The 19,438-nt window shown below is 65.8% G+C and carries 17 protein-coding genes and 1 pseudogene; 8 read left to right on the forward strand and 10 right to left on the reverse strand.

Going from position 1 to position 19,438, the window contains the following annotated elements; translation table 11 throughout:
* Positions 1 to 3 precede the first annotated feature (3 nt).
* Entirely contained in the window at positions 4 to 243 is a 240-nt protein-coding gene (locus tag IHE46_RS14320; RefSeq protein ID WP_192165339.1) for an RNA-binding S4 domain-containing protein, read from the forward strand.
* Positions 244 to 409: 166 nt separating this feature from the next.
* Here the strand turns inward: IHE46_RS14320 and IHE46_RS14325 are convergent, their stop codons facing one another.
* Complete coding sequence (locus IHE46_RS14325; RefSeq protein ID WP_192165340.1) at positions 410 to 1,225, reverse strand: arylamine N-acetyltransferase; 816 nt, start codon at positions 1,223 to 1,225, stop codon at positions 410 to 412.
* Between the two features lie 110 nt (positions 1,226 to 1,335).
* Between IHE46_RS14325 and msrA the strand changes: the two genes are divergently transcribed.
* Positions 1,336 to 2,013, forward strand: a complete 678-nt coding sequence (msrA, locus tag IHE46_RS14330; protein WP_192165341.1) for a peptide-methionine (S)-S-oxide reductase MsrA — start codon at positions 1,336 to 1,338, stop codon at positions 2,011 to 2,013.
* A gap of 9 nt (positions 2,014 to 2,022) precedes the next feature.
* On the opposite strand, the gene IHE46_RS14335 is transcribed toward msrA, so the two are convergent.
* Both IHE46_RS14335 and IHE46_RS14340 read right to left on the reverse strand, forming a co-directional pair.
* Positions 2,023 to 4,773 (reverse strand): EAL domain-containing protein, encoded by a 2,751-nt coding sequence (locus IHE46_RS14335; protein ID WP_225563072.1) that lies wholly within the window; start codon positions 4,771 to 4,773, stop codon positions 2,023 to 2,025.
* A gap of 192 nt (positions 4,774 to 4,965) precedes the next feature.
* Positions 4,966 to 5,742 (reverse strand): iron-containing redox enzyme family protein, encoded by a 777-nt coding sequence (locus IHE46_RS14340; RefSeq protein ID WP_192165342.1) that lies wholly within the window; start codon positions 5,740 to 5,742, stop codon positions 4,966 to 4,968.
* 470 nt (positions 5,743 to 6,212) lie between these two features.
* On the opposite strand from IHE46_RS14340, the gene IHE46_RS14345 reads away from it, so the two are divergent.
* From IHE46_RS14345 to IHE46_RS14360, 4 genes are all read left to right on the forward strand, one after another.
* The gene (locus tag IHE46_RS14345) at positions 6,213 to 7,070 is read left to right on the forward strand and encodes a YXWGXW repeat-containing protein (protein WP_192165343.1); all 858 of its coding nucleotides are present in this window, start codon (positions 6,213 to 6,215) and stop codon (positions 7,068 to 7,070) included.
* 135 nt (positions 7,071 to 7,205) lie between these two features.
* Positions 7,206 to 9,410: a penicillin acylase family protein gene (locus IHE46_RS14350; RefSeq protein WP_192165419.1), complete on the forward strand. Its 2,205-nt coding sequence runs from the start codon at positions 7,206 to 7,208 to the stop codon at positions 9,408 to 9,410.
* A gap of 871 nt (positions 9,411 to 10,281) precedes the next feature.
* Positions 10,282 to 11,133 (forward strand): SPFH domain-containing protein, encoded by an 852-nt coding sequence (locus IHE46_RS14355; protein ID WP_192165344.1) that lies wholly within the window; start codon positions 10,282 to 10,284, stop codon positions 11,131 to 11,133.
* Positions 11,134 to 11,139: 6 nt separating this feature from the next.
* The gene (locus tag IHE46_RS14360) at positions 11,140 to 11,325 is read left to right on the forward strand and encodes an Arc family DNA binding domain-containing protein (RefSeq protein WP_192165345.1); all 186 of its coding nucleotides are present in this window, start codon (positions 11,140 to 11,142) and stop codon (positions 11,323 to 11,325) included.
* Between the two features lie 134 nt (positions 11,326 to 11,459).
* Here the strand turns inward: IHE46_RS14360 and IHE46_RS14365 are convergent, their stop codons facing one another.
* From IHE46_RS14365 to IHE46_RS14385, 5 genes are all read right to left on the reverse strand, one after another.
* Positions 11,460 to 11,888: a nuclear transport factor 2 family protein gene (locus IHE46_RS14365; protein ID WP_192165346.1), complete on the reverse strand. Its 429-nt coding sequence runs from the start codon at positions 11,886 to 11,888 to the stop codon at positions 11,460 to 11,462.
* 123 nt (positions 11,889 to 12,011) lie between these two features.
* Positions 12,012 to 12,431 (reverse strand): DUF6188 family protein, encoded by a 420-nt coding sequence (locus tag IHE46_RS14370; protein ID WP_192165347.1) that lies wholly within the window; start codon positions 12,429 to 12,431, stop codon positions 12,012 to 12,014.
* 142 nt (positions 12,432 to 12,573) lie between these two features.
* Positions 12,574 to 13,446 (reverse strand): class A beta-lactamase, encoded by an 873-nt coding sequence (gene bla / locus IHE46_RS14375; RefSeq protein WP_192165348.1) that lies wholly within the window; start codon positions 13,444 to 13,446, stop codon positions 12,574 to 12,576.
* A gap of 102 nt (positions 13,447 to 13,548) precedes the next feature.
* Positions 13,549 to 14,382 carry a methyltransferase domain-containing protein gene (locus IHE46_RS14380; RefSeq protein WP_192165349.1) on the reverse strand — a complete coding sequence of 278 codons (834 nt, stop codon included), beginning with the start codon at positions 14,380 to 14,382 and terminating at the stop codon, positions 13,549 to 13,551.
* A gap of 22 nt (positions 14,383 to 14,404) precedes the next feature.
* Complete coding sequence (locus tag IHE46_RS14385) at positions 14,405 to 15,106, reverse strand: glutathione binding-like protein (RefSeq protein ID WP_192165350.1); 702 nt, start codon at positions 15,104 to 15,106, stop codon at positions 14,405 to 14,407.
* A 126-nt stretch (positions 15,107 to 15,232) separates the two neighbouring features.
* Between IHE46_RS14385 and IHE46_RS14390 the strand changes: the two genes are divergently transcribed.
* Entirely contained in the window at positions 15,233 to 16,300 is a 1,068-nt protein-coding gene (locus tag IHE46_RS14390; protein ID WP_192165351.1) for an NAD(P)-dependent alcohol dehydrogenase, read from the forward strand.
* 188 nt (positions 16,301 to 16,488) lie between these two features.
* A pseudogene (locus IHE46_RS14395) lies at positions 16,489 to 17,358 on the forward strand (NAD-dependent protein deacetylase); the annotation flags it as partial.
* Positions 17,359 to 17,437: 79 nt separating this feature from the next.
* Here the strand turns inward: IHE46_RS14395 and IHE46_RS14400 are convergent.
* Both IHE46_RS14400 and IHE46_RS14405 read right to left on the reverse strand, forming a co-directional pair.
* Positions 17,438 to 18,403: an alcohol dehydrogenase catalytic domain-containing protein gene (locus IHE46_RS14400; protein ID WP_192165353.1), complete on the reverse strand. Its 966-nt coding sequence runs from the start codon at positions 18,401 to 18,403 to the stop codon at positions 17,438 to 17,440.
* Between the two features lie 275 nt (positions 18,404 to 18,678).
* The gene (locus tag IHE46_RS14405; RefSeq protein ID WP_192165354.1) at positions 18,679 to 19,068 is read right to left on the reverse strand and encodes a carboxypeptidase-like regulatory domain-containing protein; all 390 of its coding nucleotides are present in this window, start codon (positions 19,066 to 19,068) and stop codon (positions 18,679 to 18,681) included.
* Positions 19,069 to 19,438 lie beyond the last annotated feature (370 nt).

The following is a 19,438-nucleotide window of genomic DNA, read 5'->3' on the forward strand; positions in this document are numbered from 1 at the left end:
CCCATGAGTACCCACGACTTCGAACTGCACGGCGACCACGTCGAGCTGAACCTGCTGCTGAAACTGGTGGGCCTGTGCGACAGCGGCGGTGCCGGCAAGCACTTGGTAGCCAGCGGCGCGGTGCGCGTGGATGGCACCGTCGAGCTGCGCAAGACCTGCAAGATCCGCGCGGGTCAGCATGTGTGCATCGGCGCCGAGGAAATCCGCGTGCTGGCCGATCCGCGCGAACTCGCTCGGCGTTGAGTTCGCATCAGCGTCGGCACGCCATGATCATCCCCGCAAACCGGACCGCGAAATCGCGGATCCGGCTCGGATGTTCGGCGATCGTCCTGCGATAACGCTCGCGACATCGGAGCGACGATCATGCCCGCGGCCCTGCAGCCGCAGCACCCAGACCACGCGGACTGTCCTAGCTGGGCAACGAGGCCAGCTTGCGCTCCAGCAGCGCATCGTCGGGGACGCGCAACCCGAACTCTTCCTGCAACACCTGGCGGATTTCCGCCACATCGCGCAGATTCCGCCGCACCGGCTCGGCGTCCACACGGCGCACGGTGAACTCGCGGTCACGCAGGGTGAGCCGGCGATCCGGCAGAGTGCGCGCCACGGTGAGGTGATCGACAAAATGCGACTGCGGGTGCGTGGAAACGTAATGGTTGGCCACCACGTAATCGATGAAATCGCGCGGCTGCAGGTCGAAGCGGTAAATGGTGAGCCACGTGCCGCGCACGCAAGCCTGCATGCGCCACTCGCCACCGCGCTCCAGCAAGCGGAACGGTTCGAGCGCGGTAGGCTGCGCGATGCCGGGTACCAATCGCAACGCGCCGGCCAGCGTCATGCTGCCGAAACCCACGTCGGCCAGCCAGCACTCGGCCGCCACCTGCACCTTGAGCAGCATGTGCGTCTGCGCGGTGATCGCATCCTCCGGCTGATTCCACAACACGCGCGCGATCAATCCCTGCACCTCGAAGCCGACTTCGCGCAGCGCAGCGGCAAGCAGCAGGTTCTGCTCGAAGCAATAGCCGCCACGCTGCTCATGCAGCAGCTTGCGTTCGAGCGCGGTGGACTCCAACCGTACTGGCACGCCGCGCAGCGGATCGAGATTCTCGAACGGGATCGCCGCCGCATGCATGGTCGTCAGCGCTTGCAAGGTCGGCAAATCGGGCGCGACCGCGCCACGATGTCCTATGCGTCGCAGATAGGCATCCAGATCGATTGCAGCCGACATGCAAGGGGCTCCGACAGGGGAACGCCACGGTAACACCGCGTGCGGAATGCAGGTAACCGGATGGGCGTGGCCAGCGAAGTATCCGTCGAGCCACCATCGCGAGGTCCGCCATGTCCGTCAGCCGCCGTCCATCCCGCATGCTGTTCGCCACGCTCGCCGTGAGCCTGCTCGGCGCCTGCACGCTGCCACCCGCGGCCGTGGCCGCCACGAAGCTGCCGGCACCGCTGCTGGATGCGCCGCGTGCCGCCGCGCATGGCCAACAGATCGCGGTGTTTGCCGGCGGCTGCTTCTGGGGCGTGCAGGACGTGTTCTCGCACGTCAAGGGCGTGCGCAAGACCTGGGCCGGCTACAGCGGCGGCAGTGCCGCCACCGCGCATTACAGCCAGGTCAGCGAGGGCGACACCGGCCATGCCGAGTCGGTGAAAGTGCTGTTCGATCCGTCCCAGGTCAGCTACGGCCAGTTGCTGCAGGTGTTCTTCTCGGTCGCCACGGACCCCACCGAACTCGACCGGCAGGGGCCGGACAGCGGCACGCAATACCGCTCGGTGATCTTCTACGCCAGTCCAGCGCAACAGCGCATCGCCGACGCCTACCTCGAGCAATTGAGCAAGGACCACATCTACGCCGCCCCCATCGTCACTCAACTGGTGCCGCTCTCGGCCTTCTACCCGGCTGAGAGCTGGCATCAGGATTACGCCAGTCACCATCCGGACGATCTCTACATCGCGATCAACGACGCGCCGAAAGTGCAGAACCTGCAGCACCAGTTCCCTGCGTTGTACTGGTGACGCCCTGGATCAGCTGCGCTTCGGCGGCACCAGGCTCAATGGCGTAGGCCCTTGCCGGGGGCGCGGGAGGAGCATGCGCTCGATGGCCGCCGGCGGCAGCGCGGCAGCGTACAGATAACCCTGGCCTTCGTCGCAGCCGATGCGCAGCAGAAAGTCGTGCTGGGCCTCGGTTTCGATGCCCTCGGCAATGGTGGCCAGGCCCAGGCTGCGCGCCATCGCCATGATCGCCTCGACGATGGCCACGTCGTTGACGCCCTGCGGCAGGCCGGTGACGAAGGAACGGTCGATCTTCAGCCGCGTCACCGAAGGCAGCTTGAGATAGGCCATCGAGGAATAGCCGGTGCCGAAGTCGTCGATGGCCACTTCCACGCCCAGCGAATGCAGCGCGCGCATGGTGCGCTCGGTGTCGTCGCCCAGACGCAACATGGTGCCTTCGGTGATCTCGAGCGCCAGCCGCCCCACCGCCACGCCATGCGCCTGCAGGGTACGGTCGAGGTGGGCGACGAAACCCGCATGCCCGAACCAGCGTGCCGAGACGTTCACGGCGACGCGGATCGGCGGCATGCCGGCACGGTCCCATGCGCGGATCTGCGCGCAGGCCGACTGCAGCACCCATTCGTCGATGCGACGGATCAGGCCCAGGCTTTCCGCCGCAGGGATGAATTCCGACGGCGGCAATTCGCCGCGCTTGGGATGCTGCCAGCGCAACAACGCCTCCACCGCGACGATGCGCCCGCTGTGCATCTCGATGCTGGGCTGGAAATACAGCTTGAATTCGCCCTCGACCAGTGCGCGCCGCAATTCCGACACCAGCAGCAGGCGCTGGCGCGCATCCGCTTGCATGATCGGCGTGTAGAAGCGGAAGGTGTTGCGCTCGCTGTTCTTCGCCGCGTACATCGCGGCGTCGGCGTTGGCGATCAGGGTCAGCGCATCACCGCCGTCCAACGGGTAGCCGGCAATGCCGATGCTGGCGCTCAGCACCAGCTCGCAGTCATCCACTATCACCGGCTCGGACAGGCTGGCGAGCAGGCGTTCGGCCACCGCGCCGGCGTCCTCGCGCAGCTCGAGACTGTCGAGCAGCACGGTGAATTCGTCGCCGCCGATGCGGCCCGCGACATCGCCGTTGCCGAGCTGGCGCCCGATGCGTTCGGCGACCTTCTGCAGCAGGCGGTCGCCCATGGCGTGGCTGTAGCTGTCGTTGACGACCTTGAACGCATCGAGGTCGACGAACAGTACGGCCACCGCGGTACGCGTGCGCGCAGCCGCGGCGATGGCCGACTCGCAGCGGCGCTCGAATTCGGAACGGTTGAGCAATCCGGTCAGCGCGTCGTGGCTGGCCATGTGCTCCAGGCGCCGCCGCTGGGCTTTCAACGCGTGGATGTTGCTGAACACTGCCACGTAATGCAGCACCTGGCGCTGCGCGTCGCGGATCGCGCTGATGCTGAGCTGTTCGGGATAAGTGCTGCCGTCGGCGCGCCGCCCCTGCACTTCGCCGCTCCAGTGGCGGCCGCCGGCGATGCCCGACCAGATCGATGTGGGCAACGGCGTTCCGTCGGGCATGCTGCGCAATGCGTCGAAGCGCACGCCTTCCAGCATCTGCGCGGTATGGCCGGTGATCTCCACGTGCGCCGCATTGACCGAAATCACGCGCCGCTCGGCGTCCGCGATGATGACGCCTTCGGCGATGCTGGCCAGCGCTTCGGCCGCCACGCGCCGTTCGCGTTCCAGCGCCACGCGCTCGGAAATATCGCGCATGATCACCTGGCGCACGGTGTGCCGCCCCCACAGGGTATGGCTCAGCTGCATTTCCACCGGGCGCTGCGAACCGCTGCCGCCGACCAGCGTGGCCAGCAGCGCGGGGCCGACCGTGTGGGTCGAACCGGGCACGAACAGTTCGTCGAAACGCGCACCGAGCAATGAAGCCAAGTCGCGCCCCGTCCATGCCGAGGCGAGCCTGTTCGCCTCCAGGATGCTGCCGCTCGCCTCGTCCACCATCACGATGGCCGCCGATGCGCTCTCGAACAGCAACCGGTAACGCTCTTCGCTGCCGCGTATGCGATTGAACACGCGCCGCGCCATACCCAGCCACAACGCGGCGACCAGCAGCAGCGCCAGCAGCGCCGCCGCAAACAGCATGCGGCTCAGCCACACCGCGCCGCTCACCATCTGCAGCGAGAAACGGTTGCTGCGCGGCTCGATGTCCGCATTGATCGCCACGATGCTCTCGCGCCAGCGGTCGACTTCCGCAGGATCGGGCTTGCCCTTCGCGTAGGCGCGCTGCAGCTCGTCGGCGATCACGTTGAGCTTGTCGATGGAGGCATCCGTGGAGCGCCAGGCACCGATGGCCTGGGCCATGTAGGGCGCATCCGAGAAATGCGCCAGCATGAAGGTCATGCCGCCCTCGGCCGCCGGCAGCATATTGCCCTGCACGAACACCTGATGGACGCGCGCGGCGTCGTAGTTGCCGCCCATGATCGCGTCGCGCCCCCAGCGATCGGCAGCGAGGACCTTGTAGTTGCGGCGGAAGCCCGCCAGATCGTTCGGATCACCGAGCGCGGCATAGTGGTCCAGGTCGATCACCGCCTGTTTCTGCGCCTTCGACCACACGCTTTCGCTGTTGAGGAAACCGGCGAGCGTGACCTGCACCTGCAGCACGCCCCAGGTCAACGCAAGCAACAGCACGACGGCAGCCGCCAGCCCCCAGGCCAACGGCATCAGGCGTCGCCACAACGGCTGCTGCAAATTTGCGATCAAAGGCATGCCCCCTGCTGCGGAGCTCCAGATCCGCAGCATGACGTTTTCCGCGACCTGGCGGGCCTAACTCTACCCGCACCCGACCTCGCCGCCTGGACATCAGCGTGCCACATCGCAGGCGGCACGTCCCTGTGCCGACCCGCATACCTGGGTTCTCAATACACCTAAGTGGGCGATCCGTCACCCCCCAGCCGCTTTCTAGGCCGCCACGCCTTCCAGGATCTGCCCTTCGCGGTGCGTGCGGATGCAGCGGTCGCCCAGCAGGATCATGCACATGTAGCTGCGTTCGATGCACTCGCGCAGATGCGCCACGTCCGCCGCCAAAGGCGTGCTGCCCAGAACGGTGCAGACGATCTCCAGCGCCTCCCACGGGTGGGTATCGTCGTAGGCCGCGTGCAGCTTGAGCCAGCGCAGGCTCGCGGCGCGCACGTCCGGCGCAAAGCTGTCGCAGTACTTCTCGCTGGCGTACACCAGGTGCGCCCAATCGCCGGTGGCGCCCTCGATCGCGTAGTTGGTGGCCGCCATGCCTGCCGCCAGCGAGCCGTGCGAGCTGATCTCCTCGCACCAGCGATACAGCCCGTCGGTGCCGGCCGGCGCCGGCTTGCGCAGTAGGTCCTCGCGCGGCACTCCGGCGCCTTCGGCCCAGTCCAGCCAGTACTCGGCATGGTTCTGCTCGACGCGGATATTGCGCACCAGCCAGCGCCGCGCCTTGTCGTCGCCTTCGCTGCGGCCATAGCGCGTCTTCAGCAAGTTCAGCGCCATGTAGCTGGGGAAACGTTCGATGAAAGGCCACAGGCCGGCCATGAAGTTGTACGTGGACTCGTCGTCCAGCTCGAGCGCGATCATCCGCGCCCAGATTTCATGTTCCAGCACCTTGCGGCGCGTAGCTTCGCAATCGCTCACCATGTCCTGCGCCCATTGCGGGTAACTGGCGAGTTCGGTCAGCGGACCGTTACGTTCGAATCGGGTATACATAGTCCTTTCCTCTGTTTGTCGTGGGTGATGTACTGGTTGCTTGGTGCATCACACGACCGGCAGGGGAACCAGAACCACGGGCCGGCCGCGATTGCGCGGCGCGCAGCGGCGCCACGGAAATCCGCCCCTCCATCCCCGGAAACCGTCCTTGCGATCCTTCGCGCGCGAGGCCTGGTGCTCGCGGCTTCCGTCATCGATAGCAAAGGGCGAGCATAGAACTTGTTCGCGGCCGCCAAATGGGCACGGCTGGCCCCGGCGAACCAGCTATCGTGCGCAAACCACGGTATGCGGCACGCATTCAGTCACCATACGGAATGCCGCCAGCCGTTGCCCCGCAAGGCTTCCGGGGGCGCGGGCGGGATCAGCGGACGGCCCCGCGCTGAACGATGCCCAACGTATTGCCGACCGGCCGTCGCCACGGCGGCCACAAGTGCGTTATTGATCCCACACGAGCAACCCGGGAGGTCACCATGAACACCAACGTCGTCACGAGCAACTTTTCTCTGCGTCGCCACTGGCTGGCGCGTGGCGCGGCGTTCCTGCTTGCCGCGACCATCGCCAGCGCCATGCCAGGCCGCGCCCATGCGGGTGTGTTCGTCTCGGTAAACATCGCCCCGCCACCGCTGCCGGTCTATGTGCAGCCGGCCATCCCTGCGCCGGGCTACATCTGGACGCCGGGCTACTGGGCCTGGAACGGTGACGCGTACTACTGGGTGCCTGGCGCCTGGATCCTGCCGCCCTACGTCGGCGCGCTGTGGACCCCGGGCTATTGGGGCTGGAGCGGCGGCGTGTATATCTTCCACACCGGCTACTGGGGCCGCACCGTGGGCTACTACGGCGGCATCAACTATGGCTACGGCTACGGTGGCCACGGCTATGACGGCGGCTACTGGCACGGCGGCGGCTTCTACTACAACCGCTCGGTGAACCACATCACCAACCACATCACCAACGTCTACAACAGGCCGGTGGCCGGCGGCTATGCCAACCGCGCCAGCTTCAACGGCGGCCCGGGCGGCGTACGCTATGCACCGCGGAACAATGCGGAACTGCGCTCGGCCAACTACGCGCCGCGAAGCGGCGCCGCGGACTACCGACCGACAACCAACGGCAGCTATCGCCCGACGCATTACCAGCCGCAGAACTACTACCACGAACAGGCCTATCGTCCGGCGCCGCAGGCGTATCGCCCCGCTCCGCAGGCATACCGTCCGGCACAGGGCGGCTATGCCCGACCTGCCTACCAGCCAGCGGCTCGCCCGGCGCAGTACTCGCACCCTGCGGCGCGCAGCAATGGCGGCGGCGGACAGGAACATCACCACAACTGACCTGCTGCGACGGCACGCATAACGAACAGGCCCGCCACATGGCGGGCCTGTTCGTTGAAGGCAGGTTGCATGCCTTGCCGGATCGCCATGGCAGCCGCAAGATGCCCCGACGCCAACAGCAGCGACGCCGCACGCATGCCCACCCGCGATTCGACTTCCGGCCCGCGCCGTACCCGACCCTGGCTGGCCCTGCTCGCCATCGGCCTGTCCGCTGCGGCATCGGCACAAAGCGCCGAACACGCGCGCCTGCAGCAAGAGGCCGCAGCGGCAACCATCACCCGCGACGACTGGGGCATCGCCCACGTGCACGGCAAGACCGACGCCGACGCGGTGTTCGGCATGGCCTATGCCCAGGCGGAGGACGATTTCAACCGCGTGGAGACGAACTACCTCACCGCGCTGGGCTGGACCGCGCAGGCCGAGGGCGAATCCGCGATCTGGCAGGATCTGCGCCAGCAGCTGTGGACCGACCCGGTCGAGCTGAAGAAGCTCTACGCACAGAGTCCCGCCTGGCTGCAGAAATTGATGGACGCCTGGGCCGACGGCCTCAACTGGTATCTCGCCACGCACCCGGACGTGCACCCGAAGGTGATCACGCATTTCGAGCCGTGGATGGCGCTCTCCTTCACCGAGGGCAGCATCGGCGGCGACATCGAGCGCGTCTCGCTCAAGCGGCTCGCCGCGTTCTACGGCGACGCGCACCCGCAACTGGCGCAGGCGACCCCGCCGAGCTGGGCCGAGCCCACCGGTTCCAACGGCATCGCGATCGCGCCGAAGCTCACCACCGACGGCCACGCCCTGCTCTGGATCAACCCGCACACCTCGTTCTACTTCCGTTCGGAACTGCAGATGTCCAGCGACGAAGGCCTGGACGCCTATGGCGCGGTGACCTGGGGGCAGTTCTTCGTCTACCAGGGCTTCAACCAGCACATCGGTTGGATGCATACCTCCACCGGCCTCGACGCGGTGGACGAATTCGCCGAGACCATCGTGCGCAAGGACGGCAAGCCGTTCTACCGCTACGGCAAGGAGCTGCGGCCGGTGACCGAGCACGCGATCGCCGTGCGCTACCGCGCCGCCGACGGCTCGATGAAAACGCGCAGCTTCACCGCGTACTTCACCCACCACGGCCCCATCGTGGAAAGCGACGGCGACAAGTGGATCGCCGAAGCGCTGATGGACAAACCCGTCGCCGCGCTCGAACAAAGCTGGCTGCGCACCAAGACGCACGACTACGCCAGCTACATGAAAGTGGCCGAGCTCAAGGCCAATTCTTCCAACAACACGCTATTCGCCGACGACAAGGGCGAGATCGCCTTCCTGATGCCGCAGTTCGTGCCGAAGCGCGACAACCGCTTCGACTACACCAAGCCCGTGGACGGTAGCGACCCGGCCACCGACTGGCACGGCCTCACGCCGCTGAGCGAACTGCCCCAGGCGGTGAACCCGCCGAACGGCTGGGCGATGAACACCAACGACTGGCCGTATTCCTCCGCCGGCGAATACAGCCCGAAGCAGGCCGATTTTCCGCGCTACATGGACACTGCCGGCGAGAATCCGCGCGGCATCCACGCCACCAGCATGCTCACCGGTGCCAGCGGCTTCAGTATGCCCAAGCTGATCAGCGACGCCTTCGACTCGTACCTTCCCGAGTTCGCCAAGCTCGTCCCGATCCTAGCGAAGGACTACGACGCCCTGCCCGCCAACGATCCGCTGAAAGCGAAACTCGCCGGCCCGGTCGAACTGCTGCGCCACTGGGACTACCGCTGGGGCATCGCCTCCATGCCCACCTCGCTGGCAGTGTTCTGGGGCGACACGCTATGGGACGAAAGCGTGGCCAAGGCGAAGGCCGCCGGCATCCCGACCTACGACTACATGGCGCGCGACGGCGGCACGCAGGAGCGCCTGCATGCACTGGACGAGGCGGTGGACCGCCTCGAAAGCGACTTCGGCAGCTGGGGCGTGGCCTGGGGCGCGATCAACCGCTTCCAGCGGCTGGACGATGCCATCGCGCCACACTTCGACGACGCCAGACCCAGCCTTCCGGTGCCCTTCGTATCCTCGCGTTGGGGTTCGTTGGCCTCGTTCGGTGCGCACCGCTGGCCGAGCACGAAGAAGTATTACGGCAGCAGCGGCAACAGTTTCGTGGCCGTGGTGGAATTCGGCCCGCGCGTGAGCGCGCGTGCCGTCACCGCTGGCGGCGAAAGCGGCCTTCCCGCTTCGAAACATTTCGACGACGAAGCCGAACGCTACGCCAGCGGCAATCTGCGCACGGTGTATTTCTGGCCCGACCAGCTCGAGGGGCACACCGAGCGTGTGTACCACCCCGGCGATGAATGAGTGCATGAAGCCGTTGCCTCATCCCGACTCCTCGTCGCCGGGCTTCTGGTGCCCCTCTCTTCCTCCTGCGACTTTCAGATCGGCGAGCCGAGCCTTGCTCGCTGCCTGTGTCACCGATCCGGAGCGCGCACGGCATGGCAGACCGTCCATGGTCTGCGAGCCAGCTTCGAGACTTTCGAGATATCCCTAGTGCTGCGGGTTCGCCCCGCTCCCGGCCGTCGCTGCCGACGCCGGCGCCGGGCTGGTCGCCGCAGCTTTCGGAGTGGCCGCTGGTGGCGGTGGTGTCGCAGCCGGTGCCTGCGTGCTCGCCGCACTATTGGGAGTCCCGGGAGCGGGTGTCATCTCGCCGCTCCTGCCGCACGCCGACATGGTCAGCGTAGCGGCAATCAACAGCCCTGCCGTGATTGAACCTTTCATATGGAGGTCTCCGTTGCGGGATTGAGTGCGAGCGCGGCTCTGTTGCAGCTTCACGTTTCACTTCCACGGCGAAACCATGACACCGCGCTCGCATCTCGACCCTACTCAAGCGTTTGTCGATATTTCAGAGTCGTCGCGTAAAGACCCGCTTAACATCCATGCGGTCGAGGCAACGGCAGACGCCATGCTCGCCAGCATGAGCGCGCTGTCCACTGGAGTCGTGGGCGAAGCACGAACCGTGTGCATGAAGCTTTCGACAGCGCCAGCCGTGCAAGCGAGGCTTTCGACACCCGGCAACCCCAGCCCGCCCAAGATCGCGGAACAGCCTGGCCACGGCCTTGCGCCACGGTTTGTCTGGCTTCAACCGATTGCAGCTGGTGTGGTGTCCTCGAGCATATGTTGAATTAGATATCATTTTGATATCTAATCCTCCCATTCGTAGGGAGGATGACCCATGAACGAACGCAAGGGTTTTTCGATCGCCGGCATTCCGTTTGTCGGCCTCTGTGTACCGGTGGCCATCGTCGGCCTCGTCCTGCTGCTCTCGCGCGGCCCGTACGCCTCGCTCGGCATCCTGCTGGAAGTGCTCGGGATCTTCCTGATCAAGGGCTTTTTCCAGGTCGCGCCCAATACCGGGCAGGTCATGCAGCTGTTCGGCAAGTACGCCGGCACCGTCCGCGACGAAGGCCTGCGCTGGACCAATCCGTTCTATGCCAAGCGCCTCGTCTCGCTGCGCGTGCGCAACTTCGAAAGCGGCAAGCTGAAGGTCAACGACAGCGACGGCAATCCGATCGAGATTGCCGCCGTCGTCGTGTGGCAGGTGGTGGATACCGCCGAGGCCGTGTTCTGCGTGGAGGACTACGAAAACTACGTGCACATCCAGAGCGAATCCGCGCTCCGGCAGATGGCGCAGAGCTATCCCTACGATGCGCACGACAACGGCCAGCCCTCGCTGCGCAGCCACGGCGACGACATCAACACGCACCTGCGCGACGAGATCCAGGCGCGGCTTGGCAAGGCCGGTGTCGAGGTCACCGAAGCGCGCATCAGCCACCTCGCCTATGCGCAGGAGATCGCCCAGGCCATGCTGCAGCGGCAGCAGGCCAGCGCCATCATCGCCGCACGTACGCGCATCGTGGAAGGCGCGGTAGGCATGGTCGGCATGGCGCTGGAGGAGCTGCGCAAACAAGGCGTGGTGGAGCTGGACGAAGAGCGCAAGGCCGCCATGGTCAGCAACCTTCTCGTGGTGCTGTGCGGCGAGCGCGGCACCCAGCCCGTGCTCAACACCGGCACGCTGTACAACTGACGGCAGATGGCCGGCGAGAAAAAAGCCTATCCGCTGCGCATCAGCGCTGCTGTCCTGGAGGCCATGCAGCGCTGGTCGGACGACGAGCTGCGCAGCCTGAACGCGCAGATCGAGTACGTGCTGCGCGATGCGCTGCGCAAGTCGGGACGGCTGAAGCCGGGCAAGTCCGCAGCGGTCGAAGACGACGACTGATTCATCGCGATTCGTCCAGCAGGGAATATCGGGAGCGCCGTCGACGCTCTCGCTCTGTTACATGGCGCCGCGTGAACTCGGGCGGCGCCACTGATCAATGGCTGGCGCCATCGCATCCCGCGCCCTTCGCCGGATCAATCGCGCGGCGGAAACCACACATGCTGGATCTTGCCGTCACGCACCTCGTACACCGCGATCGCCTCGGGCTGCCCCTTGTCCGCCGGAAGACCCATCACCCGCTCCTGGTCGACGACGATGGGGCCGTTGACGACACGTTGGACGATCGCCACGTGGAACTCCTTCGGCACAGTCGCAAGAAAGGCGTAACCGTGCTTCAGCGCCTCCACGCCGGCAATCACCGGGCGCTTGCCGCTCAGATCGGTGACGGTAACGTTGTCGGCATAGCAGGAAGCAAACGCGGCGACGTCGTGCGCGTTGTAGGCATCGACCTGGGCCTGGACGACTTCCGCCGGATCATTCGACTTGTTCGCGCATGCAGCCGCGGACAATGGATACAGCATGGCGAGCAGGGGTACCGAAAGAATCCGGGCAAGTGCAGGCATGTTCTTCTCCGATGTAGTCAAGATTGACCATCGCTTGCTAAGGATAGGCACGAGCCCATAAGTGGCTCAGCGTTACACAACGTTGGATCGAAAGCGCGCATCCCAAGCACGCGAAGCGATGGCTTACTTGTTCCAGACACAAAGCTCCCCACCACCCTGTGCGATCACTTGAATCCCGGATGGCCCGAAGATGTTCCAGCTCTCGTAGCCACTGGAAATAGGAAGGACCTCAAACTGAAGGCCGCCAGTGAGCCCAATAAGCAAATCCGTAGAGCCGTCGCAAATATCAACCCGCACGATCAAACTCGCGGCAAATAAATCACCAGCCACTGCGACAGCATCCAGAGGTTTTGGCAGTCCATATTTCTGCATATGATCCTCGCTGCTGATCGCTATGCGGCCGTCTTTACGAAGGCGCCATGGACATTCGACTCCGATGCCAATCTCAGCGCCAAGTCCAAAGCGCCACTGAGAAGGCTCGAAGAGCTCGACACGCTCAATACGGCGACCAACCATCCATGAAGCATCGTATGCATGGGTCATCGCTACTAGCCCGTCAATTCGATATCAACAATTATGGAATATGGCCGCCATAGGTAAGAATTTAGCTCAGCAGATCACCAACTCACCTGCAGCGGCAAGACAATAGCGCGGGCATAGCTAGCGAAACCCTGACCGCGCGGACTCAGACCGACGCGGCAATCCTCCCCACTTCGGCCAGCATGGCACTGCGCTGCGCCGCATCCACGGTCGAACCTGCCAGGTACGCCGTCACCAGCAACGGTTTGCGGTGCGGGGGCCAGAAGATCGCGACATCGTTGGTTTCGTTGTGGGCGCCGCTGCCGGTCTTGTCACCGGCCTGCCAGTCGGCCGGCACGCCGGCGCGTAGCTTGTCGAGGCCGGTGCTGCTAGCGCGCATCCAGGCCGCAAGTTGATCGCGCGATGCGGCGGAAAGCGCATCGCCGAGCAAGAGTGCGCGCAGGTCGCCGAGCATGGCGTTCGGCGTGGTGGTGTCGCGCATGTCGCCCGGGGCGCCGTCGTTCAACGTGGGTTCGGTGCGATCGAGCCGGGTCAGCGGATCGCCCAGCCGCCGCACCAAGGCCGTCACCGCCGACGGTCCGCCCATGCTGGCCAGCAGCAGGTTGGCCGCCGTGTTGTCGCTCACGGTGATCGCCGCCTGGCACAGCTCGGCCACGCTCATGCCCGGTGCGCCCACGTGGTGACCGGTCACTGGCGCCCAGGACAGCACCACGTCCTGGCCATACACCACGCGCCGGTCCAGTCGTTCGGCGCCCTGGTCCACGCGCGCCAATATCGCGCTCACCGCCAGTACCTTGAACGTACTGCACATCAGGAAGCGTTCGTCCGCACGGTGTCCGTAGCGGCGCCCGTTGCCGGTATCGAGGATGGCCGCGCCCAGCCGCACGCCGTGCTTCCGTTCCAGCGCGGCCAGCCGGGCTTCGACATCTGCCTCGAGAGAAGTGCGTGCAAAGACGGGGCGAAGGGCGAGCGCGGAGGCGCCCAGCATGGCTGTCTTCAACAGGGTTCTGCGGTCCATGGGATTCCTTATCGTGCAGAAGGGCGAGCATATCCGGCATCCCACCCTGCTCCCGTGTGCGGGCTTTTCGAGGCAACGCAGATGGCAAAACCGAGGCGCCGCTCACTCTCGCGTGCGGAAGATCGCGATGCGGTCGGGCGCGGGCGCACCCTCGCCCATCAGCCAGGGCTCGGCAGCCAGCACGGTCGTGCAAGGTCCGAAGCTGCATACGCGGAACGCGCGCCGCCCGGCCTCGGCGCGCAATGCGTCCAGCACGCTACGCAGAATGCTGCCGGTGAATGGCGTGTAGAGGTAGAACACGCTGCCGATGGCGAAATCCGTTTCGCGGGCATCGCCCTGCACGAAGTCCGCGTTTGTCAGTTGCAGCGCCTGTGCGCAGGCGCGTGCGCTCTGCACGTAGACCGGCTCGATCTCGACACCCATGCCGTGCGCTTTCGTGCAGATCGCCGCGAGCAGTGGCACATGGCCAAGGCCCGAGCCCAGGTCGACCAGTACGTCGCTCACGCCAAGCGCCAGGCGATCGAGCAGGTCGAAGACATGCCGCGCCGGCGTGGGCTGATAGAACACCATCTCCGGCGCCAGTGCGGCGACATCGTCCGGCTCTCCGAACGGCAGCACGCCGCTGACCAGTTCGTCGCGCCAGCCGTAGGCATCGCCAGCCTGGCTCGCGTCGTCGTCCGCGGACCATCCGTGCCACAGCAGGTCGCCACCCTCGCCCCGGCGTATCGCCTGGCGGATGGCTTCGAACTGCACGGCATTGGCCGCCTCCAGTCGCTGCCGCACCGCCTGTGCGCGCGACAGCAAAGCGCCGGCGTCCATGGCTGGCATCAATGCATCGAGGCGATCGAGCGCTTCGATGCGCTCGCGCAAGTCCTCGGTCTCCGGCGAATGCTCGTGCTCCAATGCCTCGATCAGTCGCTGCAGCGTGTCGCCCATCGGCCGCGACTCCGTGTGCGCGTCAACGCGAAGGAATCTTCAAGCCGCGCTGCACCGCCGGCCGCGCCAGGCCGCGTTGCAACCACGCATCGACATGCTTGAAGCGGTCGTACTCCACCAGCTCGCGCGCGTCGTACCAGGTGATCAGATTGTTCACCCAGCCCAGCGTGGCGATGTCGGCGATGGTGTACTCGTCGCCCATGATCCAGGTGCGTCCCGCGAGGCGCTCGTCCAGCACGCCGAGCAGGCGCTTCGATTCGTTGACGTAGCGCGCCAGCGGCCGCTTGTCCTCGTACTCGCGGCCGGCGTATTTGTGGAAGAACCCCACCTGGCCGAACATCGGTCCGATCGACGCCATCTGGAAGAACACCCACTGGATCGTCTCCCAGCGCTGCGCCATGTCGGCAGGCAGGAACTGGCCGCTCTTCTCCGCGAGATACATCAGGATCGCGCCCGACTCGAACAGGCCCAGCGGTTTTCCGCCCGGGCCGTGCGGGTCGATGATCGCGGGAATCTTGCCGTTCGGGTTCAGCGCCACGAATTCCGGCAGGTGGCTCTCGTCGTTGCCGATGTCGACCAGGTGCGCTTCGTAGGACAGACCGGTCTCCTCCAGCATGATCGACACCTTCACGCCGTTCGGCGTGTTGAGCGAATAGAGCTGGATGCGGTCGGGATGCTGCGCGGGCCAGCGGCGTTCGATCGGGAAGACGGACAGGTCGGACATGGCAACCTCGCAACGAAGACGATCCCCCGCATATGGGTATCGCGTTGCCGTTCTTCAATGGCTTTGTTTTCACATCGCGAAGCGTAGACTCATGGGCTTGCGTCACCCCATCCCCGGAGAATCCGCATGACCCAGACCCGCGCCTATGGAGCCACGTCCGCCAGCCAGCCGCTGGCACCGCTCAGCATCGAACGTCGCGAGCCCGGCCCGCACGACGTGAAGATCGACATCCTGTATTGCGGCGTCTGCCACTCCGACCTGCATACCGCGCGCAACGAATGGCAGAACACGCTCTACCCCTCCGTGCCCGGCCACGAGATCGTGGGCACCGTGTCCGCGGTCGGCGCGAAGGTGACCAAGTTCAAGCCCGGCGACACCGTGGGCGTGGGCTGCATGGTGGACAGCTGCCAGCACTGCGCCTCCTGCGCCGACGGCGAAGAGCAGTACTGCGAGAACGGCTTCACCGGCACCTACAACGGCCCCATGTTCGGCGGCGAGAACACCTGGGGCGGCTATTCCGAAAGCGTCGTGGTGAGCGAGAAGTTCGTGCTGAACATCGCCCATAAGGCGGACCAGCTCGCCGCCGTGGCGCCGCTGCTGTGCGCGGGCATCACCACGTATTCGCCGCTGCGCCACTGGAACGTCGGCCCCGGCAAGAAGGTGGGCATCGTCGGTCTGGGCGGCCTCGGCCACATGGGCGTGAAGCTGGCGCATGCGATGGGCGCGCACGTGGTGCTGTTCACCACCTCGCCCGGCAAGCAGGACGACGCCAAGCGCCTCGGCGCCGACGAGGTGGTGGTGTCGAAGGACCAGGCGCAGATGGCGCAGCACACCGGCAGCTTCGATTTCATCCTCAGCACCGTGGCCGCTTCGCACAACCTCGACCCCTTCCTCGCCCTGCTCAAGCGCGACGGCACGCTGTGCCTCGTCGGCGCGCCGGAGCATCCGCATCCGTCACCCACCGTGTTCAACCTGATCCTCAAGCGCCGCCAGCTCGCCGGCTCGCTGATCGGCGGCATCCGCGAGACGCAGGAGATGCTGGATTTCTGCGCCAAGCACGGCATCGTGTCCGACATCGAGATGATCGCAATGAAGGACATCAACGGCGCTTACGAGCGCATGCTCAAGGGCGACGTGAAGTACCGCTTCGTGATCGACATGGCCACGCTGAAGCAGGAGGCGAAAGCCGCCTGAGGCCGCGCAACCCCTCAAACGTGGAAAGGCGCCATGGATGGCGCCGTTTTTGAGCACAGGAAGGGCGGCGCGCAGTACCCGGCGAAGACGCACGGACAGCGGACTGCCTCGCCTAACCCGCATGGACATCACGACGACACGCGCTTCGTCCACTCACCTGCTTCGATCCCTTTCTCACCAGTAAGAGCGCAGCACAACCGCCCGCGATGAGCCCGCTGCAAGCCTTCATTGAAGCCCACCCGCGCCTGTTCGTGCTGACCGGCGCCGGTTGCAGCACTGCGTCCGGCATTCCCGATTACCGCGACCGCGACGGCCAGTGGAAGCGCACGCCGCCCGTCACCTTTGCGGCCTTCATGCAGGAACCGCACACCCGCCACCGCTACTGGGCGCGCAGCCTGGTCGGCTGGCGCCGCTTCGGACACGCGCAACCGAACGCCACGCACCGCGCGCTGGCCGAACTGGAGCGGCAGGGCCGGATCGAACTGCTGGTGACGCAGAACGTGGACGGCCTGCACCAGCGCGCCGGTCACGCCAGTGTCATCGACCTGCACGGCCGGCTCGACACCGTGCGCTGCATGACCTGCGACTGGCGCGGATCGCGCCACGACTTCCAGTCCGCGCTGGTCGAACGCAATCCCGCCTGGGCGCAGCTCGATGCCACCGACGCACCGGATGGCGACGCCGACCTCGACGGCCACGACTTCAGCCGTTTCGACGTGCCGGCCTGCCCGCACTGCCACGGCATCGTGAAACCCGACGTAGTGTTCTTCGGCGAAAACGTGCCGCGCGAACGCGTGACCGCCGCGATGAACGCCTGCCGCCATGCCGATGCGATGCTGGTGGTCGGCTCCTCGCTGATGGTGTACTCCGGCTACCGCTTCGCGCACGCCGCCGCGCAGGCCGGCAAGCCCGTCGCCGCCGTCACGCTGGGTCGCACCCGCGCCGACGCGCTGCTCGCGCTGAAAGTGGATGCACCCTGCGAGGAGGCGCTGGGTTTCCTTCTAGCACCTGCATCGCCGAACACAGCCAGTCACGGTATCGCGGCAACCATCGCCTGAGGGCCATTGGCGCGATTGCCGGCAACGATCTCGCCGCCGCGCTAAGGGAGCGACACGCATGGCGTGCCGCCCCTTCCCATCACATCAGCAGGACCTTGCCACCCTTGCCGGTACTCGCCGCCGCCAGCGCCGCGTCGAAATCGCGCAGGGGATAACGCGCGGCGACGGGAACCAGCTCGGGGTGGCGCGACAGCAGCTCCCAGCATTCGCGCTGCGCCCGCGCCAACGTCGCGGCTTCGCACTGGTTCAACCAGCCGTCGATGCCGAAGCCCTGCCAGGAAAGATTGCGGTACACCATCGTGGCCGCATGCATTTCGAACGGCCGGTCGTCGAGCACGCCGTAGGACAGCAGCCGCGCGCCAGGCACAGTCGCGGCGATCAGCGCAGGCACACCCGGGCCGCCCACTGCATCCAGCACGGCATCGTAGGGCGCGACGGCAGCCAGCGTCTGCGCCACGTCACCCGCCTGCGCCAGGGTCTGCACGCCCGAGGCATCCAGCAGGCGATAGCCGTCGCCTTCGCGCACCAGTCGCTCGGCCACCACTCCGTGCTGCAACGCGAGATGTCCCAGCAGGCCGGCGACCGCCGAACGTCCCGCCGTGACGAGCACACGGGCGCCCTGCGGCAAACGCGCCATATCGAGCAGGCCCCACGCGGTCAGCGGATTCAGGCCAAACTGGCACACCGCTCCATCGTCCAACTGCGCCGAAAGATCGTCGGGCACCGGATAGACGCGTGCCGCCGGTGCCACGGCAAAATCCGCCCAGGCGCCCGGATAGCGAAAGCCGACGCGCTGCCCCACGCGCATGTGCTTCACTTCCGCACCGACACTTTCGACCACACCGGCCGCATCGAAACCGGCCACTTGCGGAAAGCTCGGCTTCACGCGGTAGCGCCCGGCAACGAACATGCCGTCGGCCGGCTGGATCACGCGCGCGCGCACCGCAATCAGTACCTCATGGGGGCCCGGCTGCGGTTGCGGCACGTCTGCGAGACGAAGCACTTCGCGCGGCTCGCCGGCCCGGTCAAACACAAGTGCAAGCATGGTGATCCTTTCTTGAGCAGGGGAATGCGCATTTGCTGCTGCATGACTCGGCAGCCAACGGCTGCGCATCATGAAGCAAACGCCCCGGGAAAAGGCGTGTCCTGGCTCACGCAAAGATGGGCAGCGGCAAAGCGCCGAAAGCGGGTGTGCCGCGCAAGGAGGCGTTGGCCTTCCTGCGTGCCAATGTGCCTGCCGCTTCATCGCACGAAAAAGCCCGGCGGGTTTCCCCGCCGGGCTTTGTTCCACTCACAACATGCGCATCCATGCGCCACGGCTCACTTCGTGTTGGCAACCTCGTCGCACTTGACCTCGTCGCCGCACTTGAAGTCCACCTCGACGCCGCGACCCACCGTCACCGGCACGTTGAGATGCTTGGCAATGTCCTGATCGTTCTGTTTCAGCGTGACGGTGTAGGGCCCCATCGGCAGTGCGTGTGCGAAGTAACGGCCCGTGGAATCCACCGTTACCGTCCGGCCCGCGCCAGTCATGTCGCTACGCACGGTAACGCTGTCACCTGCCGGTGCCTTGCCGAAGATCGAGCCCGAAGTTTCCTGTGCACTGACAGTGGAAATACCGGCCACGGCGAACGCGCCGACGACCCCGGCCAGGACCAGGCCACGCGTGAGGCGGCGGGAGAAGGAACGGTTCGAGAGAATCTTGTTCATGAGTCGCTTCCTTGGTTTATCGATGTGGGGAAAAAGCGCGGGCCTGCCAGGGGTTTGGCGATTGGCCCGCACAACATGCACGGGCGATGCGCTCGGTGCCGGCGAGGCCCGGCAATCGATACACATCGTCCGCTGCCATCCGGCGAACAGCCCCACCGGATGGCGACGCTCAGGCTGAGAGCCTGTTCAAGATCTCCTCATGACTCCGGGAGACCTTGAACAGGCTCCTAGACCCGCAACATCTGCCCGCATAGGCAAGAAGTCATGCGGTCAGGCCAGCAGCATGCCGCCGATGCTCAGCGCGCAAATCAGCACGCACACGCCGAACAGGCTCTGCAACATCAGGGTTTCGACTTTGGATTTCATGACG

The organism is Rhodanobacter sp. DHG33, assembly GCF_014843005.1.
Classification (GTDB): Bacteria; Pseudomonadota; Gammaproteobacteria; order Xanthomonadales; family Rhodanobacteraceae; genus Rhodanobacter_A.

What these genes read in the sequence shown, in the direction of transcription:
- IHE46_RS14320 (WP_192165339.1), top strand. Translation starts at nt 4, where the DNA reads ATGAGTACCCACGACTTCGAACTGCACGGCGACCACGTCGAGCTGAAC.
- IHE46_RS14325 (WP_192165340.1), bottom strand. Translation starts at nt 1,225, where the DNA reads ATGTCGGCTGCAATCGATCTGGATGCCTATCTGCGACGCATAGGACAT.
- msrA (WP_192165341.1), top strand. Translation starts at nt 1,336, where the DNA reads ATGTCCGTCAGCCGCCGTCCATCCCGCATGCTGTTCGCCACGCTCGCC.
- IHE46_RS14335 (WP_225563072.1), bottom strand. Translation starts at nt 4,773, where the DNA reads ATGCCTTTGATCGCAAATTTGCAGCAGCCGTTGTGGCGACGCCTGATG.
- IHE46_RS14340 (WP_192165342.1), bottom strand. Translation starts at nt 5,742, where the DNA reads ATGTATACCCGATTCGAACGTAACGGTCCGCTGACCGAACTCGCCAGT.
- IHE46_RS14345 (WP_192165343.1), top strand. Translation starts at nt 6,213, where the DNA reads ATGAACACCAACGTCGTCACGAGCAACTTTTCTCTGCGTCGCCACTGG.
- IHE46_RS14350 (WP_192165419.1), top strand. Translation starts at nt 7,206, where the DNA reads ATGCCCACCCGCGATTCGACTTCCGGCCCGCGCCGTACCCGACCCTGG.
- IHE46_RS14355 (WP_192165344.1), top strand. Translation starts at nt 10,282, where the DNA reads ATGAACGAACGCAAGGGTTTTTCGATCGCCGGCATTCCGTTTGTCGGC.
- IHE46_RS14360 (WP_192165345.1), top strand. Translation starts at nt 11,140, where the DNA reads ATGGCCGGCGAGAAAAAAGCCTATCCGCTGCGCATCAGCGCTGCTGTC.
- IHE46_RS14365 (WP_192165346.1), bottom strand. Translation starts at nt 11,888, where the DNA reads ATGCCTGCACTTGCCCGGATTCTTTCGGTACCCCTGCTCGCCATGCTG.
- IHE46_RS14370 (WP_192165347.1), bottom strand. Translation starts at nt 12,431, where the DNA reads ATGACCCATGCATACGATGCTTCATGGATGGTTGGTCGCCGTATTGAG.
- bla (WP_192165348.1), bottom strand. Translation starts at nt 13,446, where the DNA reads ATGGACCGCAGAACCCTGTTGAAGACAGCCATGCTGGGCGCCTCCGCG.
- IHE46_RS14380 (WP_192165349.1), bottom strand. Translation starts at nt 14,382, where the DNA reads ATGGGCGACACGCTGCAGCGACTGATCGAGGCATTGGAGCACGAGCAT.
- IHE46_RS14385 (WP_192165350.1), bottom strand. Translation starts at nt 15,106, where the DNA reads ATGTCCGACCTGTCCGTCTTCCCGATCGAACGCCGCTGGCCCGCGCAG.
- IHE46_RS14390 (WP_192165351.1), top strand. Translation starts at nt 15,233, where the DNA reads ATGACCCAGACCCGCGCCTATGGAGCCACGTCCGCCAGCCAGCCGCTG.
- IHE46_RS14400 (WP_192165353.1), bottom strand. Translation starts at nt 18,403, where the DNA reads ATGCTTGCACTTGTGTTTGACCGGGCCGGCGAGCCGCGCGAAGTGCTT.
- IHE46_RS14405 (WP_192165354.1), bottom strand. Translation starts at nt 19,068, where the DNA reads ATGAACAAGATTCTCTCGAACCGTTCCTTCTCCCGCCGCCTCACGCGT.